Below are 16,435 nucleotides of genomic sequence, written 5' to 3'. Positions count from 1 at the left end.
CCGATGCCGGCCGGACCGCCGGTTGACCGTCGAGGGGACGACATGCTGCTCTGCATCGACATCGGTAACACCAACACCGTGCTGGCCACGTTCAACGGGGACAAGCTGGTGCACTCCTGGCGGATCAAGACCGATGCCCGGTCCACCGCCGACGAGCTCGGCCTGATGTTCCGCGGGCTGCTCGCCGGGGACTCGGTGGAGCTCACCGGGGTGGCCGCCTGCTCGACCGTACCGGCGGCGTTGCGCTCGCTGCGGACGATGCTCGGCCGCTACTACGGCGACATTCCCAGCGTGATCGTGGAGCCGGGGGTGCGGACCGGGGTGCAGTTGGCGATCGACAACCCCAAGGAGGTCGGCTCGGACCGGGTGGTCAACACCCTCGCCGCGCACACCTTGTACGGTGGCCCGTCGATCGTCGTGGACTTCGGCACCACCACCAACTTCGACGTGATCAGCGCCCGGGGTGAGTTCCTCGGCGGGGCGTTCGCTCCCGGTATCGAGATATCCTTCGACGCGTTGTCGGCCCGCGCCGCCCAGCTGCGCAAGGTCGAGCCGACCCGGCCCCGGTCGGTGATTGGCAAGAACACCGTTGAGTGCCTGCAGTCCGGCATGTACTTCGGTTTCGCCGGCCAGGTGGACCGCATCGTGGAGCGGATGGCGGCGGAGTTGGGGCAGCTCAGCGCGGTTATCGCGACGGGCGGACTGGCCCCGGTGGTGATCGCTGAGTGCCGCACCATCACCCACCACGAACCGATGATCACCCTTATCGGCCTGCGGATGGTGTACGAGCGGAACACCTGATCCCCGTCGCGGCCTTGTCAGCTGCGTCACAGAACCCTGGTTGAGTACGCTCGTGGCCGGACCGTGACCACGAGGTCGCACCGTTGTCCGTACCCCCTGTGTTGAGGATGCCCACCGTGACCGAGCACGTGACCGTACCCGACGATTCCGCAGCGGATCTGCCCGAGCAGATGCGGGTGCGCCGGGATAAGCGGGACCGGCTGCTGGCCCAGGGCGTTGAGCCCTATCCGGTCGGGTTCCCCCGGACCGCGTCGTTGGCGCAGCTGCGGCAGCGCTTCGGCGACCTGCCGATCGACACCGCCACCGGCGAGCAGGCGGCGGTCACCGGCCGGGTGATCTTCGTGCGGAACACCGGCAAGCTCTGTTTCGCGACTCTGCGTGAGGGTGACGGCACCGAGTTGCAGGTGATGCTCTCCCGGGACCGGGTCGGTGCCGAGCGGCTGGAGGACTGGAAGCGGCTGGTCGACATCGGCGACCACGTGGGGGTGGCCGGCGAGGTGATCACCAGCCGTCGGGGTGAGCTCTCGGTGCTCGCCGACTCGTGGCAGATCACCGCCAAGGCGCTGCGTCCGCTGCCGGTGGCGCACAAGCCGTTGAGCGAGGAGGCCCGGGTCCGGCAGCGGTACGTCGACCTGATCGTCCGCCCGGAGGCGCGTCGGACCGTGCGGACCCGGGCGACAGTGCTGCGTACCCTGCGCGACTCGTTCCACCAGCGGGGCTTCACCGAGGTGGAGACGCCGATGCTGCAGGTGCTGCACGGCGGCGCGGCGGCCCGGCCGTTCGTCACGCACAGCAACGCTCTCGATGTCGATCTGTATCTGCGAATCGCTCCCGAGCTATTCCTCAAGCGCTGTGTGGTCGGCGGCATCGACCGGGTGTTCGAGATCAACCGGAACTTCCGCAACGAGGGGGTTGACTCCTCGCACTCGCCCGAGTTCGCCATGTTGGAGACCTACGAGGCGTACGGGGACTACGACACCATGGCGCGGCTGACCCGGGATCTGGTACAGGAGTGCGCCAGCGCGATCAGTGGGTCACATGTGGTGACCTACGCCGACGGGTCGGAGTTCGACCTTGGCGGCCAGTGGCGTACGGTGACTCTGTACGGAGTGTTGTCGGAAGCTCTCGGTGAGGAAGTCACCGTACGGACCGACCGAGCGCAGTTGCTGCGTTACGCCGAGAAGTTCGATGTCACCGTGGACCCGAAGTGGGGTCCGGGCAAGCTGGCGGAGGAACTCTTCGAGGAATTGGTCGTGCCGACTCTGCTCCAGCCGACCTTCGTGCGGGACTACCCGGTGGAGACCAGCCCGCTGACCCGGGCGCACCGCGCCGAGTCGGGGCTGGCCGAGAAGTGGGACCTCTATGTGCGCGGGGTCGAGCTGGCGACCGCGTACAGCGAGCTGGTCGACCCGGTGGTGCAGCGGGAGCGGCTGGTGGCCCAGGCACGGCTGGCCGCCGGCGGTGACCCGGAGGCGATGCGCCTCGACGAGGACTTCCTCCGGGCCATGGAGTACGGAATGCCGCCGGCCGGGGGCATGGGAATGGGAATCGACCGGTTGCTCATGGCCCTGACCGGCCTGGGTATTCGCGAAACCATCCTCTTCCCTCTGGTCCGTCCGGAGTAGTCGGCCAAATTTTTCTCGGGGAGTTTGCGCGTCCTATTGACGGCTGGCGCATCTTTCGGGCTATTGTGCTCTTGATTGCGGGAGAACGTGCTCGGAAGGACAACGGCCTGTGGCCAAGCAGATCATTCACAAGCTGGTCGACGATCTGGACGGCGGCGACGCCGACGAGACCGTCAAGTTCGCCCTCGACGGCGTCCAGTACGAGATCGACCTCTCGGAGAAGAACGCGGACAAATTGCGGCAGGTTTTCGCTCCGTACGTGGCTGCTGGTACCAAGATCGGCCGCGGTGGCGTGGTCGTGGGTGGTCGGGCCGCGCGGGGTCGGGGCGGTGCCGCCGCTGACCGTGAGCAGAACCGGGCGATCCGGGCCTGGGCGAAGAAGGAGGGCAAGGAGATCTCCGACCGCGGGCGTATCCCGCAGGAGATCGTGGACGAGTACCACGCCAAAGCCGGGCGCTGATCGTCCCAGGCGTGCCGGTACCGGCCAGCCCTCGTCGGCCAGTCGGAGCCAGTGACACGAGGTACGGATGTCTCATCCGTACCTCGTGTCCCTTTTTGGGGGGGTTTGGCGGTTGCGGCGCGATCCTGCGGCGATACTGCCCTGCGGCGACACCGCTGCGGCCAGAGCGTGTCCGGCCAGAGCGTGGCAGGTTGTCCACAGCCTGTGCACCGGTTGTCCACAGGCCTGTGGACAACCGGTCGGGCGGTGGCGGTACGGACGGCGCGTCCCGGTGAGCCGACGCCGCGCCCGGTCACCGGACCGAGCGGATTTCGCTCACCGCGTAGCGCCGAAGCCTCGGGGAACAGCCAGCAACCCGGCACAGTTGGGGTAAACGTTGCGGATCGCCCCTGCTCCGGCCCGACACGGCAGGAGCGGAGTCGGCCCACGGCGATAGAGTGATGGCACGAGCTTCCGCCTGGAGGCTCGTGCGCTGGCCCGCCAAGACCACTGGCGCACGGCACGTGAGGAGCACGAGGGCATGTTCGAGCGGTTCACCGACCGAGCGCGACGGGTTGTCGTCCTGGCTCAGGAAGAAGCCCGGATGCTCAACCACAACTACATCGGCACGGAGCACATCCTGCTCGGCCTCATCCACGAGGGTGAGGGCGTGGCGGCGAAGGCCCTGGAGAGTCTGGGCATCTCGCTGGAAGGTGTGCGTCAACAGGTCGAGGAGATCATCGGCCAGGGCCAGCAGGCGCCGAGCGGGCACATCCCGTTCACGCCGCGGGCCAAGAAGGTGTTGGAGCTGTCGCTGCGGGAGGCGCTGCAGCTCGGCCACAACTACATCGGCACGGAGCACATCCTGCTCGGCCTGATCCGCGAGGGCGAGGGCGTCGCCGCCCAGGTGCTGGTCAAGCTCGGCGCCGACCTCAACCGGGTCCGCCAGCAGGTGATCCAGCTGCTGTCGGGCTACCAGGGCAAGGAGCCGGCGGCGGCCGGCGCGGCGGCCGGCGAGGCGGCCCCGTCGACCAGCCTGGTACTGGACCAGTTCGGCCGGAACCTGACCCAGGCGGCCCGGGAGGGCAAGCTCGACCCGGTGATCGGCCGGGAGAAGGAAATCGAGCGGGTCATGCAGGTGCTCTCCCGCCGTACCAAGAACAACCCGGTGCTGATCGGCGAGCCCGGTGTCGGCAAGACGGCCGTGGTGGAGGGCCTGTCCCAGAAGATCATCAAGGGCGAGGTGCCCGAGACGCTGAAGGACAAGCAGCTCTACACCCTCGACCTGGGTGCGCTGGTCGCCGGCTCCCGCTACCGCGGTGACTTCGAGGAGCGCCTGAAGAAGGTGCTCAAGGAGATCCGTACCCGGGGCGACATCATCCTGTTCATCGACGAGATCCACACCCTGGTCGGCGCTGGCGCGGCCGAGGGCGCGATCGACGCGGCGAGCATCCTCAAGCCGATGCTGGCCCGTGGCGAGCTGCAGACCATCGGGGCGACCACCCTCGACGAGTACCGCAAGCACCTGGAGAAGGACGCCGCGCTGGAGCGCCGGTTCCAGCCGATCCAGGTGGGTGAGCCGTCGCTGGCCCACACCATCGAGATCCTCAAGGGTCTGCGGGACCGGTACGAGGCGCACCACCGGGTGAGCATCACCGACGCCGCCCTGGTGGCGGCGGCGACGCTGGCCGACCGGTACATCTCCGACCGGTTCCTGCCGGACAAGGCGATCGACCTGATCGACGAGGCCGGTGCCCGGATGCGGATCCGCCGGATGACCGCGCCGCCGGACCTGCGTGACTTCGACGAGCGGATCGCCCAGGTGCGCCGCGACAAGGAGTCCGCGATCGACGCGCAGGACTTCGAGCGGGCCGCGCAGCTGCGGGACAAGGAGAAGCAGCTGCTCGGGCAGAAGGCGCAGCGGGAGAAGGAGTGGAAGGCCGGCGACCTCGACGTGGTCAGCGAGGTCGACGACGAGCAGATCGCCGAGGTGCTGGGCAACTGGACCGGCATCCCGGTCTACAAGCTGACCGAGGAGGAGACCTCCCGGCTGCTGCGCATGGAGGACGAGCTGCACAAGCGGGTCGTCGGCCAGGAGGACGCGGTCCGGGCGGTGTCGAAGGCGATCCGGCGGACCCGGGCCGGCCTGAAGGACCCGAAGCGGCCGTCCGGCTCGTTCATCTTCGCCGGCCCGTCCGGTGTCGGTAAGACCGAGCTGTCCAAGGCGCTCGCCGAGTTCCTGTTCGGCAGCGAGGACGCCCTGATCCAGCTGGACATGTCCGAGTTCCACGACCGGTACACGGTGTCCCGGCTGGTCGGTGCCCCACCCGGGTACGTCGGCTACGACGAGGGTGGCCAGCTGACCGAGAAGGTGCGGCGTCGGCCGTTCTCGGTGGTGCTGTTCGACGAGATCGAGAAGGCCCACCCGGACGTGTTCAACACGTTGCTGCAGATCCTGGAGGACGGGCGGCTCACCGACGGTCAGGGTCGGATCGTCGACTTCAAGAACACCGTGATCATCCTGACCACGAACCTGGGCACCCGGGACGTGGCCAAGGCGGTGTCGCTGGGCTTCCAGGCGTCGGAGGACAACGACTCGAACTACGACCGGATGAAGCAGAAGGTCAACGACGAGCTGAAGCAGCACTTCCGGCCGGAGTTCCTCAACCGGATCGACGACACCATCGTGTTCCACCAGCTGAACCCGACCGAGATCCTGTCGATCGTGGACATCATGATCGCGCGGATCGAGACCCAGCTGCGGAACAAGGACATGAGCATGGAGCTCACCGACAACGCCAAGAAGTACCTGGCGAACAAGGGCTTCGACCCGGTGCTGGGGGCTCGGCCGCTGCGCCGGACCATCCAGCGCGACATCGAGGACAACCTGTCGGAGCGGATCCTGTTCAACGAGCTCAAGCCGGGTCAGATCGTGGTCATCGACTGCGAGGGCGACCCGGACGACATCGACAAGTCCAAGCTGGTGTTCCAGGGCGCCGACCGGCCGGTCGCCGTACCGGACGCGGTTCCCGCCGACCTCGGCGGTGCCACGGCGGCCGGCTCGGACGAGTAGGACCGGCAGTCGACTGTCAGTGCGGCGCCGACGGCGAAAGCCGTCGGCGCCGCACTGCGTCTGCGGCGTCAGCCGTCAGCCCGCAGGTCGTCAGCCCTGACCGGCCAGCGTGTACCCGGTCGGCGGCGTGCCGTCGCTGGCCACCGGCTCCACCAGGCCGTCCTCGATCAGACTGGCCAGTGCCCGACGGCGCTGCAGATCGTCGCCCCACACCACGTCCAACCGTTGCTGCGGCACCGGCCCGGTCGCCTCTCGCAGCACCGCCAGCAGCAGGCCACGGACCTGCCGGTCGGTGCCGGCGTACCGCTGCGGTCGGCGGGTCGGCCCGGTCGGTGCCGGCCGGCCGGCTGCCCGCCACGCGCAGCGGCCGGCCACCGGACACATCCCGCAGCGCGGTGTCCGGGCCACGCAGACCACCGCTCCCAGCTCCATGAACGCGGCGCTGGCTCGGGCCGCCCGGGCCGGCTCGGCCGGCAGCAACGCGGCGGTGGCAACGAGATCGGCCGGGCGGGTCGCCGGCCCGGCGTCGGCAGCCCCGTCGACCGCCCGCGCCACGAACCGCCGGACGTTGGTGTCCACCACCGGATGCCGCTGGCCGTAGGCGAACGCGGCGACCGCCCGGGCGGTGTAGGTGCCGATTCCCGGCAGCGCCAACAGTTCGTCCAGGCCGGTCGGCACCTTGCCGTCGTACCGCTCGGTCAGCACCGTGGCGCACTCGTGCAGCCGCAACGCCCGACGCGGGTAGCCGAGCCGGTTCCACATCCGGATCGCCTCGGCCGGTGAGTCGGCGGCCAGCGCCGTCGGGTCCGGCCACCGGTCCAGCCAGCCGCGCCACGCCGGCAGCACCCGGACCACCGGGGTCTGTTGCAGCATCACCTCGCTCACCAGAATCGCCCAGGCACCGACCCCCGGCTCCCGCCAGGGCAGGTCACGGGCGTTGTGGTCGAACCATTCGATCGCCGTGTCGGCGAAACTCACGTCACGCATGGCCCCGCCGATCCTGCCATGCCACGGCTGCCGGCCCCGGCCCAGGCCGTCCCTGGACGGGACACGGGTGCCGGGCCGCCCGGTCGGGCCGGCACCCGGTCGGGCAGACTGCTGGCATGAACGAACTCGCGATCACCGTGATCGGGCGCGACCGGCCCGGCATCGTCGCGGACGTCGCGGAGGTGCTGGCCGATCTCGGTGCCAACCTGACCGACTCGACGATGACCCGGCTGCGCGGCCACTTCGCGATGACCCTGGTCTGCGCCGGTCCGGCCGAGGCCGCGGTGCAACAGGCACTGCGGCCGCTCACCGCCGACGGCCAACTACTGGCCACCGTACGGCCGGTTCCGGCGGAGGGCCAGCAGCCGGTGGGCGGCGAACCTCACCTGCTCAGTGTGTACGGCGCCGACCGGCTCGGCATCGTCGCGGCGGTGACCCGGGTGGTCGCCGAGGCGGGCGGCAACGTCACCGACCTGACCACCCGGCTGACCGGCCCGCTCTACGTGCTGATCGCCGAGGTCGTACTGCCCGCCGGTACGGCGGCCGAGGTCGGCCGGCGGCTGTCCGAGACGGCCCGGGCGCTCGACGTCGAGGTGAGCCTCCGGTCGGTCGACTCGGACGTGCTGTGAGCACGGTCAGCCGTACCCTGGCCGACTGGACCGAGACGACGCTCGGCGTACCGGGGCGGGTGGTCCCGGTGGTCGCCGCACCCGACCAGGTGCTCAGCCGGGCCGGTGAGCCGGTGGATCCGTGCGCTGCCGGGACGGTCCAGGTCGCCGCCGACCTGGTCGCCACGATGCGGGTCTCGCCCGGCTGTGTCGGCCTGGCCGCGCCGCAGATCGGGATCAGCGCGCAGGTCTTCGCGGTCGACGTGACCGGGCATCCGAAGACGGTCACCGGGCACGGCACGTTCGTCCTGTGCAATGCCCGGCTGATCGAGGCCACCCGGTGGCGGCCGGGCCGGGAGGGCTGCATGTCGGTGCCGGATCTCACCGGTGACGTGAAACGGGCCACCCGGGTCGTGGTGGAGGCGCAACTGCCCGGTACCGGCGAGTCGGTACGCCTGGTCACCGACGGGTTCGAAGCGCGGGCCGCTCAGCACGAGATCGACCACTGTGCCGGTCTGCTGTTTCTGGACCGGGTGGCCGGGGCGCACGCCGTCTTCCCGCGTAAGACATATCTCTGACCGGGCGCCCCGGACCTCGGCGCGTCGCGGCCGATCGGTCCGGTCTTGCCGATACGGTGTGCCATCATGCGACTGACGGTTGGCCCGCTGCCACCCGCCATCTACTGGCGGCGGCGTGCCGTCGTGCTCGGGGCGCTGCTGCTCCTGCTGTTCATCGTGGCCTACTCCTGCGTCGGCTCCGACCAGACCGGGCGGTCGCAGGCCGATCCCACCCCGACCCCGTCCGGTGAGGTGCTCACCCCGACGACCTCGTCCCCGGAGCCGCAGGACGGTGTCGGCACCGACGACGGCGACGACCCCGACACCGCCGGCAACGGCGACGCCGGCAACGGCGACGCCGGCGGTGGCAGCACCGGCGGCGGTACGGGCGACGACGGCACGACCGGCGGCGGGCAGCCCGGCGCCGGCGACCAGAACGCCCCTGGCGGCCCGGTCGGTCCGGCCGCCGGCACCTGTACCGACGACGAGATCCTGCTGACCGCGGCAGCCTCGCAGGCCACCGCCCAGAAGGGCGTCACCCTGGCCATGCAGTTGCGGGTGCAGAACGTCTCCAGCCGTACCTGCGACCGGGATGTGGGCGCCGACCCGCAGGAGCTGTACCTCAAGCGGGGCGCGGAGCTGATCTGGTCGTCGGACACCTGCGGGGCCGCCCGGGGCACCGACGTGCGCACCTTCGGGCCCGGCACGGCCCGCGACTACCAGGTGGCCTGGAACGGTCGGGCGGCGAGCGAGTGCGCCAACAACGTCGCGGCCGGTGACCATCCGGCGGCCGGCGAGTACCAGCTCTTCGCCCGACTCGGCTCGAAGGTCAGCGAGCCGTTCGTCATCACCATCACCGGCTGACGACCGGGCGCGTCCCTCGCGCAGCTACGCCGACTCCGGCGCGACTCAGACGTAGCGCTCCAGGATCGACGCTTCGGCCAGCCGGGACAGACCTTCCCGTACGCTGCGCGCCCGGGCGTCACCGACGCCGTCGACGGCCTGCAGGTCCTCCACCGTCGCCCCGAGCAGCCGTTGCAGACTGCCGAAGTGGTTGACCAGCCGGTCCACCACCGACACCGGCAGCCGGGGCACCTTCGCCAGCAGTCGGAAACCGCGTGGGCTGACCGCCGCGTCGAGCGCCTCGGTGGAGGCGGCGTACCCGATCGCCTTGGCCACGGCGACCAGGTCGATCAGCTCGGTGGCGGTCAGCAGGTCCAACTCGACCAGAGCCTCGTCCAGGGTCCGCGCCTTGCGTACGGTGGGCAGGTAGTCGCGGATCACCAGGGTCCGGTCGGCGTCCACGCCAGCCATCAGCTCGTCGAGCTGCAGCGCCAGCAGCCGGCCGTCGGTGCCCAGCTCGACGACGTACCCGGCGATCTCGTCGGCGATCCGTCGGACCATCTCCAGCCGCTGCACCACCGCGACCGCGTCGCGGACGGTGACCAGGTCCTCGATCTCCAGTGCGGAGAGCGTGCCGGACACCTCGTCCAGCCGCAGCTTGTACCGCTCCAGGGTGGCCAACGCCTGGTTGGCCCGGGACAGGATGGCGGCCGAGTCGTCCAGCACGTGCCGCTGACCGTTGACGTAGAGGCTGATGATCCGCATCGACTGGCTGACCGAGATCACCGGGTAGCCGGTCTGCCGGCCGACCCGTTCGGCGGTGCGGTGCCGGGTGCCCGACTCCTCGGTCGGAATCGACGGGTCCGGCATCAGATGCACGGCGGCCCGGACGATCCGGGTGCCGTCGCTGGACAGCACCACCGCGCCGTCCATCTTGCACAGCTCGCGGACCCGGGTGGAGGAGAACTCGACATCGAGCGGGAAGCCCCCGGTGCACAGCGCCTCGACCTGCTTGTCGTAGCCGAGCACGATCAGCGCCCCGGTCCGGCCGCGCAGGATCCGTTCCAGCCCGTCCCGCAGCGCGGTGCCGGGCGCCATCAGCGCCAGGTTGGCCCGCAGCGGATCTCCGGTGGCCGCCGGGCTGGTCAGCGCCGAGGTGCCGGCGCTGATGGTGCGCGCCGGCGTACCGACGGCACCGACCCGGCCGGCCGCGCCGGCACCGGTGCCGGCGCTGGCGCTGGCAGTCTTGTTCGCATCGCGGTCGATCGCCACGGGCAACAGTCTACGGACCGCCGTGCGGTGGGTGCTGCCGCGGTTACTGTCGCACCGGTTCAGCCGGCTGAGGCGCGCGCTGCGGCCTGCAACGCGGCCCGTACGTCGTTGACCTCGGTGACCTGTATGTTCGGTGGCATCGGGTCGGTGCCGGAACCGGCCGTACCGGGTGGTACCAGCGCGTACCGGAAGCCGAGCCGGGCGGCTTCGGCGAGCCGCCGGGCGACCGCGCCGACCCGGCGTACCTCACCGGTGAGCCCGACCTCGCCGATCGCCACCAGCTGCGGGGAGACGGCCAGGTTGAGCCCGCCGGAGGCGACCGCCAGTGCCACCGCGAGGTCGGCGGCCGGCTCCACCACCCGGATGCCGCCGACCGTCGCGGCGAACACCTCCCGGTCGTGCAGGGTGAGCCGTTCGGTACGCCGTTGCAGCACCGCCAGCACCATCGCCAGCCGGGCACCGTCGAGCCCGGACACGGTGCGCCGGGGCGAGCCGGCGACGGTCGCCCCGATCAGCGCCTGGACCTCGGTGACCAGGGCCCGCCGGCCCTCCATCGCCACCGTGGCGCAGGTGCCGGGCACCGGTTCGGTGTAGCGGGTGAGGAACAGTCCGGACGGGTCGGGCAGGCTGCTGATGCCGCCTTCGTGCATCTCGAAGCAGCCGACCTCGTCGGCCGCGCCGAACCGGTTCTTCATGCCGCGCACCATCCGCAGCGACGAGTGCTTGTCGCCCTCGAAGTGCAGCACCACGTCGACCAGGTGCTCCAGCACCCGGGGGCCGGCGACCTGGCCGTCCTTGGTGACGTGGCCGACCAGCACGGTGGCGATGTTGCGTTCCTTGGCCGCCGCGACCAGTGCGGCGGTGACCGCCCGGACCTGGGTGACGCCGCCGGGGATGCCGTCCGAGCCGGGCATCGAGATGGTCTGCACCGAGTCGAGCACCAGCAGACCGGGCCGGACCGCGTCGAGGTGGCCGAGGATCACCCCGAGGTCGCTCTCCGCCGCCAGGTACAGCTTTTCGTGCAGCGCGCCGATCCGCTCGGCGCGTAGCCGCACCTGGCTGGTCGACTCCTCGCCGCTGACCACCAGCGACGGACTGCCGGCACCGGCGGCCCACTGCTGGGCGACGTCGAGCAGCAGGGTCGACTTGCCGACCCCGGGCTCACCGGCCAGCAGCACCACCGCGCCGGGTACCAGGCCGCCGCCGAGCACCCGGTCGAGTTCGCCGACACCGGTCGGCCGGGCCTTGGCGGGTGCGGCGCTGATGGTGGCGATCGGCCGGGCCGGTTCGGTCGGCATCCGGGTGCTGACCACCCGGCCGGAGACCACCGGGCCGCTGACCACCGACTCGATCACCGAGCCCCATTCGCCGCATTCCGGGCACCGGCCCACCCATTTGGGCGGCTGGTGCCCGCACGCGTCGCATTCGTACGCGGGCCGCGGCTCGCGGGTGGCTGCCCGGCTGCGCGGCGCGGCACCACCGCGCCCCCCTCCGGTGCCGCCGGCGCCCCGGGGGATCGACCGCGAGCTCAGTGCTCTGCCTCGTCGTGCTCGGCGGGCGCGCGCGGGGCCGGGGTGAGCGGCATGTCCACCGGGGCGGCGACCACCAGTGGCGCGCCGCCGGTGCTGAACTCGAAGGCCAGGTTCACCGAGTACCCGGCGGCGAGCGGGTCGGCCAGCCCGGTCACCCGCAGCGGTTCGGTGTCGTCGGTGGTGAACAGCGCCCAGCCGTTGGCCGGCAGTTGGACGATCGCGTCCCGGCCCGGGTCCGGCTGCGGCACCTCGACGGTGCCCGGCTCCGGCGACGGAGTCGGCCCGGTCTGCTCGGAGCCGCCGATCACCACCGACTGGGCCCCGACCACCGTCGCCCAGTCCTCGTCGGTGACCGGGGCGGCGCTGACCCGTACCATCACCGGGTCATCGGTGTTGTTGAACAGCCCGACCTCGACCGGTGCGCTGCCGCCGGCCGGGTAGCCCTCCACCCCGGGATAGGGCACCGAGAGGTCGCGCACCGACACCGCGCCGTCCGGCGACTCGAGGTTGACTCCGTTGATCGCCGTCGCCTTGGTCGCGGTCTCCGCGAGCTGGCCGGCACCGCAGCCACTGAGCAGCAGGCCGCTGGCTGCGGCAGCGCCGGCGAACAGCACCGCGACTCGGCGGTGTCCCCTGGTCGAGGGCGTCACGTCGGTCCTCCTTGTCACGGCGCGGCGACGAGCCCCGCGCAGGCCGGCTCCAGGGTAGTTGGCGGTGATCCGCGCCCCGCCACGGACCCGAGAATCCGTGATCGGCGGCGCTCACCCGACCGGGCCGCTGGCCACCAGCAGCACCACATCGATCACGGCGACCAGCAGCACCGCCCGGAAGACGCCGTCCGAGCGGCTTGCCCGGCGGGCGGCTCGCCGGGCCGCGTACCAGCCGGTCGGCAGAATGACCGCGGTGCCGGCGACCGCGACGAGCCCGGCCCACGACGGCGGCCCGGGCGGGCCGACGACCAGCGTCACGGTGGCGGCGAAGAGCAACCCGGCCGCCGCGACCCCCGAACCGGTGGCCCCGAGCCGGTGCGGCAGACCGCGCACGCCGGTGCGGGCGTCGTCGGCCAGATCCGGCAGTACGTTGGCGAAGTGCGCGCCGGCGCCGAGCAGCCCGGCGGCGGTGACCAGCCAGGCCGGTGGCGCGGGCGCACCCGGTAGCGCGAGCACGATGAAGGCGGGCAGCGCCCCGAAGGAGAAAGCGTACGGCAGCACCGACACAGCAGTGGATTTCAACGGCCAGTTGTAGGCCAGCGCGCTGAGCAGCGCGGCGGTGATGCACAACGCCGCGGCCAGCCCGGTCGGCGCGGCCAGCAACGGGGTGGCCAGCGCGGCGGCCAGCCCGGCGACGCCCACCGTGCGCCGGCTGACCACGCCGGTCGCGACCGGCTTGTCGGCCCGTCCGGTCTGCCGGTCGCGACCGGCGTCCAGCCAGTCGTTGGTCCAGCCGACGGCGAGCTGAGTGGCCGCGACGGTGGCGGCGACCAGCGCGATCCCGGCCGGACGGTGACCGACGCCCCAGGCCAGCAGGGCGGTCACGGTGGTGACCGCGACCGCCGGTTCGGGGTGGCTGGCCTTGATCAATGCGGACACGCGGCGCGACATATCCGCCAAGTGTGGCTGTTACCGGCTGGTCATGCCACGCTCAGTCAATGCCGGATCTGCCGCCGAACGACCCCCGCCAGTACGACGTGCTGGCCGACGAGTGGTGGCGGCCGGCCGGCGCGTTCGAGATGCTGCACTGGATCGCCGAGGCGCGGGCCCGGCTGGTCCCACCGGCGGCCCGGCCGGGGGCGGTGCTGGTCGACATCGGCTGCGGGGCCGGCCTGCTCGCCCCCCATCTGCGCGGCAAGGGCTACCGGCACGTCGGGGTCGACCTGGTCGGTTCGGCGTTGCGGCAGGCGACCCGGCACGGCGTCGAGCCGGTACGCGGTGACGCGACCCGGCTGCCGCTGGCCGACCGGGTGGCCGACGTGGTCTCCGCCGGGGAGCTGTTGGAGCACGTACCGGACCTGTCGGCGGCGGTCGCCGAGGCGTGCCGGGTGCTGCGGCCGGGCGGGCTGCTGGTGCTGGACACCCTGAACGCCACGTTGGCCAGCCGGCTGATCGCGGTCGAGCTGGGTGAACGCCTGCCGGTCGCGCCGCGCGGCATCCACGACCCCGCGCTGTTCGTCCGTCCGCAGCGGCTGGTCGCCGAGTGCGCCCGGCACGGCGTACGGCTGGCGGTACGCGGCCTGCGGCCGAGCGTTTTCAGCCTGATCGATTGGCTGGTGCGCGCGCCGCTACGCCGATCGGCTCCCGACCGGGCACTCTGGAAACCCCGGCGGCGGATGGTGCCGACCTGGTCCACCTCGGTGCTCTACCAAGGCAGGGGGGTCAAGGTGGGCTGAGCGGACGAGCAGGTGGGCAGGTCGACGGCGGAAGGGGCGGCAATGGTTGCGGATGCACTGGCGGCGGCGCGGCGGGTGGTGCCACGGTTGGCGGCGCGGGCGGGTGAACACGACCGGGCCGGCACCTTCCCGGTGGCGGACTTCGCCGACCTGCGGCAGGAACAGCTGTTCGGGTTGATGGTTCCGCAGCGGCTGGGCGGGCGGGGCGCCGGCTTCGCCGACTACGCCGAGGTGGCGTACGAACTGGCCCGGGGTAACGGCGCCACCGCGCTGGTGTTCAACATGCACGCCTCGGTGACCGGCGCGCTGGGCGCGGTCGACGACAACCTCGCCGAGGCGATGGGGCTGCGGGACGAGGCGTTGGCGGCCCGGGACGAGCTGCTCGCCGACGCGGCGTCCGGCGCCTGGTACGCGGTGGCGATGAGCGAGCGGGGGGCCGGCTCCCGGCTCTCCCAGCTGTCCACGGTCTACCACCGGGTGGACGGTGGATACCAGATCAAGGGGGCCAAGGCGTTCTGTTCCGGGGCCGGTCACGCCTCCGGGTACCTGGTCGCCGCCCGGCACGCCGACGACCAGTCGGTGGTGTCGCAGTTCCTGGTCCCGGCGAACACGCCCGGCCTGCGGGTGGAGCAGAGCTGGGACTCGCTCGGCATGCGGGCCACCTGCTCGCACGACCTGCACCTGGACGTGACGGTCGGCCCGCGGACCCTGCTCGGCGGGGTGGAAGGGCTGGCTCTGGTGGTGGCCCAGCTGATGCCGCACTGGATGGTGGCCAGCTACGCGGCGGTCTACGCCGGGGTGGCCCGGGCGGCGGTGGACGCGGCGGTGGAGCATCTCACCGAGCGGGGGTTGACCCACCTGGCGGCGGTCCGGGCCCGGATCGGCCGGGCCGACGCGGCGGCCGCCGCGGCGCTGCTGACGGTGCGGGAGGCGGCCCGCCGGGTGGACGCCGACCCGGGCGACCCGGCGACCAACCAGTGGGTGTGGCGGGCGAAGCTGGTCGCTGGCGGCACGGCGGCCGAGGTGGCGTCGTCGATGCTGGAGGCGGCCGGGACCTCGGCGACCCGCCGGGGACATCCGCTGGAACGGCTCTACCGGGACGCCCGCTGCGGTGCGCTGCACCCGCCGACGTCGGACGTCTGCGCCGACTGGCTCGGCGTGGCGACGATCGGCGGGGACCCGGACCGCGACGGATCGGCGCCCCGGTGGTGAGCCGGTCGTCGGAGCCGCTGGCGGGCCGGTCGTCGGCTGCGGTGGTCGGGCTCGGGCTGGCGCTGCCGCCGTCGGCCAGCCAGGACGAGCTGTGGCGGGATTTCTTCGCGGCGCGCTACGACGGCGGTACCCGGGCGCTCGCGGAGCGGATCTTCGCCAATTCCGGGGTACGCACCCGGCAGGCGGCGGTGAGCCCGTTGCTGGAGGATGTCGCGGACTGGCCGACCGAGCGCCGGATGCGCCGCTACCAGGTCGAGGCGTTGCCGCTGGGCAAGGAGGCGGTGGACCGGGCGCTGACCCAGGCCGGGCTGACCGCCGGGGAGATCGGTCTGTTCGTGGTCTGCTCGTGCACCGGGTACGCCACGCCCGGACTGGACATCATCCTGGCCCGGGACGTCGGCATGGCCGCCGACACCCAGCGGCTGTTCGTCGGGCACATGGGCTGCTACGCGGCGCTGCCCGGGCTGGGTGCGGCGGCCGACTTCGTCACCGCCCGGGGCCGCCCGGCGCTGCTGCTCTGCGCCGAGCTGACCAGCCTGCACATCCAGCCGCCGGCCCGCCGGGTGGACACCCAGCAGATCGTGGCGCACGCGTTGTTCTCCGACGCGGCGGCGGCGGTGGTGCTGGCACCGACCGACGGGGCCGGCGGCCCGCCGCCGCCCGGCGGCTACGCCGTACGGGAGGTCGTGTCGGCCACCGACGCCTCCACCGCCGACCACATGACCTGGGAGGTGACCGACCTCGGCTTCCGGATGGGTCTGTCGCCCCGGGTGCCGCAGGTGCTGTCGGTGCACGTGCGGGCGCTGGTGGGTGATCTGCTGGCCCGGCACGGACTGACTGTGTCGCAGGTGGATGGTTGGGCGGTGCATCCGGGTGGGCCGCGCATCCTCAATGTGGTGCAGCGGGAGCTGGGGTTGTCCGACGAGGCGATGTCCGCGTCCCGGGAGACGTTGGCGGCGTACGGCAACTGTTCGTCGCCGACCGTACTGCTGATTCTGGACCGGTTGCGGCGGGCGGGGCCGCCGCCGCGTCAGGTGGTGATGTTGGCGTTCGGCCCGGGTCTGACGCTCTACGCCGCGCTGCTCAGCCGCTGACCCGCC

General features: G+C 72.0%; 15 protein-coding genes. 10 read left to right on the top strand and 5 right to left on the bottom strand.

All coding sequences use genetic code 11. The features are described from left to right. Nucleotides 1-42 precede the first annotated feature (42 nt). The 4 genes from EDC02_RS23495 (at nucleotide 43) to EDC02_RS23480 (ending at nucleotide 5,938) form a co-directional block, all read left to right on the top strand. Nucleotides 43-801: a type III pantothenate kinase gene (locus tag EDC02_RS23495; protein WP_123605083.1), complete on the top strand. Its 759-nt coding sequence runs from the start codon at nucleotides 43-45 to the stop codon at nucleotides 799-801. A gap of 107 nt (nucleotides 802-908) precedes the next feature. Further along, nucleotides 909-2,426: a lysine--tRNA ligase gene (gene lysS, locus EDC02_RS23490; protein WP_123603818.1), complete on the top strand. Its 1,518-nt coding sequence runs from the start codon at nucleotides 909-911 to the stop codon at nucleotides 2,424-2,426. A gap of 109 nt (nucleotides 2,427-2,535) precedes the next feature. After that, complete coding sequence (locus tag EDC02_RS23485; RefSeq protein WP_123603817.1) at nucleotides 2,536-2,886, top strand: Lsr2 family protein; 351 nt, start codon at nucleotides 2,536-2,538, stop codon at nucleotides 2,884-2,886. A 520-nt stretch (nucleotides 2,887-3,406) separates the two neighbouring features. Beyond that, nucleotides 3,407-5,938: an ATP-dependent Clp protease ATP-binding subunit gene (locus EDC02_RS23480; protein WP_123603816.1), complete on the top strand. Its 2,532-nt coding sequence runs from the start codon at nucleotides 3,407-3,409 to the stop codon at nucleotides 5,936-5,938. Nucleotides 5,939-6,028: 90 nt separating this feature from the next. On the opposite strand, the gene EDC02_RS23475 is transcribed toward EDC02_RS23480, so the two are convergent. Next, on the bottom strand, nucleotides 6,029-6,925 hold the full coding sequence (locus tag EDC02_RS23475; protein ID WP_123603815.1) for an A/G-specific adenine glycosylase: 897 nt from the start codon (nucleotides 6,923-6,925) through the stop codon (nucleotides 6,029-6,031). 116 nt (nucleotides 6,926-7,041) lie between these two features. Here EDC02_RS23475 and EDC02_RS23470 point away from each other — a divergent pair, with 116 nt between their 5' ends. From EDC02_RS23470 to EDC02_RS23460, 3 genes are all read left to right on the top strand, one after another. Next, nucleotides 7,042-7,554 (top strand): glycine cleavage system protein R, encoded by a 513-nt coding sequence (locus EDC02_RS23470; protein WP_123603814.1) that lies wholly within the window; start codon nucleotides 7,042-7,044, stop codon nucleotides 7,552-7,554. Continuing rightward, nucleotides 7,551-8,111, top strand: a complete 561-nt coding sequence (locus tag EDC02_RS23465; RefSeq protein ID WP_123603813.1) for a peptide deformylase — start codon at nucleotides 7,551-7,553, stop codon at nucleotides 8,109-8,111. The genes EDC02_RS23470 and EDC02_RS23465 overlap by 4 nt, the downstream gene beginning before the upstream one ends. 66 nt (nucleotides 8,112-8,177) lie before the next feature. After that, nucleotides 8,178-8,954 (top strand): hypothetical protein, encoded by a 777-nt coding sequence (locus EDC02_RS23460; protein ID WP_123603812.1) that lies wholly within the window; start codon nucleotides 8,178-8,180, stop codon nucleotides 8,952-8,954. A gap of 45 nt (nucleotides 8,955-8,999) precedes the next feature. Here the strand turns inward: EDC02_RS23460 and disA are convergent, their stop codons facing one another. The 4 genes from disA to EDC02_RS23440 all read right to left on the bottom strand — a co-directional run bounded on the left by disA (nucleotide 9,000) and on the right by EDC02_RS23440 (nucleotide 13,338). Next, nucleotides 9,000-10,205: a DNA integrity scanning diadenylate cyclase DisA gene (gene disA / locus EDC02_RS23455; RefSeq protein ID WP_123603811.1), complete on the bottom strand. Its 1,206-nt coding sequence runs from the start codon at nucleotides 10,203-10,205 to the stop codon at nucleotides 9,000-9,002. 59 nt (nucleotides 10,206-10,264) lie between these two features. Then, a complete protein-coding gene (gene radA / locus EDC02_RS23450) occupies nucleotides 10,265-11,722 on the bottom strand; it encodes a DNA repair protein RadA (RefSeq protein WP_233606434.1) in 1,458 nt (485 codons plus the stop codon). 11 nt (nucleotides 11,723-11,733) lie between these two features. Continuing rightward, nucleotides 11,734-12,387 (bottom strand): hypothetical protein, encoded by a 654-nt coding sequence (locus EDC02_RS23445; protein ID WP_148083576.1) that lies wholly within the window; start codon nucleotides 12,385-12,387, stop codon nucleotides 11,734-11,736. A gap of 111 nt (nucleotides 12,388-12,498) precedes the next feature. Next, on the bottom strand, nucleotides 12,499-13,338 hold the full coding sequence (locus EDC02_RS23440; protein WP_123603808.1) for a UbiA family prenyltransferase: 840 nt from the start codon (nucleotides 13,336-13,338) through the stop codon (nucleotides 12,499-12,501). A gap of 47 nt (nucleotides 13,339-13,385) precedes the next feature. Between EDC02_RS23440 and EDC02_RS23435 the strand changes: the two genes are divergently transcribed. Genes EDC02_RS23435 through EDC02_RS23425 form a run of 3 tightly spaced genes read left to right on the top strand, consistent with a single transcriptional unit; the run spans nucleotide 13,386 to nucleotide 16,429 of the window. After that, the gene (locus EDC02_RS23435; RefSeq protein WP_123603807.1) at nucleotides 13,386-14,123 is read left to right on the top strand and encodes a methyltransferase domain-containing protein; all 738 of its coding nucleotides are present in this window, start codon (nucleotides 13,386-13,388) and stop codon (nucleotides 14,121-14,123) included. Between the two features lie 42 nt (nucleotides 14,124-14,165). Continuing rightward, complete coding sequence (locus EDC02_RS23430; RefSeq protein ID WP_123603806.1) at nucleotides 14,166-15,335, top strand: acyl-CoA dehydrogenase family protein; 1,170 nt, start codon at nucleotides 14,166-14,168, stop codon at nucleotides 15,333-15,335. Next, nucleotides 15,332-16,429 carry a type III polyketide synthase gene (locus EDC02_RS23425; RefSeq protein WP_233606250.1) on the top strand — a complete coding sequence of 366 codons (1,098 nt, stop codon included), beginning with the start codon at nucleotides 15,332-15,334 and terminating at the stop codon, nucleotides 16,427-16,429. Before EDC02_RS23430 ends, EDC02_RS23425 begins: the two co-directional genes overlap by 4 nt. Nucleotides 16,430-16,435 lie beyond the last annotated feature (6 nt).

Source organism: Micromonospora sp. Llam0 (assembly GCF_003751085.1).
In the GTDB taxonomy this organism is placed as follows: domain Bacteria; phylum Actinomycetota; class Actinomycetes; order Mycobacteriales; family Micromonosporaceae; genus Micromonospora_E.
The sequence above is the reverse complement of the archived record's forward strand: the minus strand, read 5'-3'. Positions and strand labels throughout refer to the sequence as shown.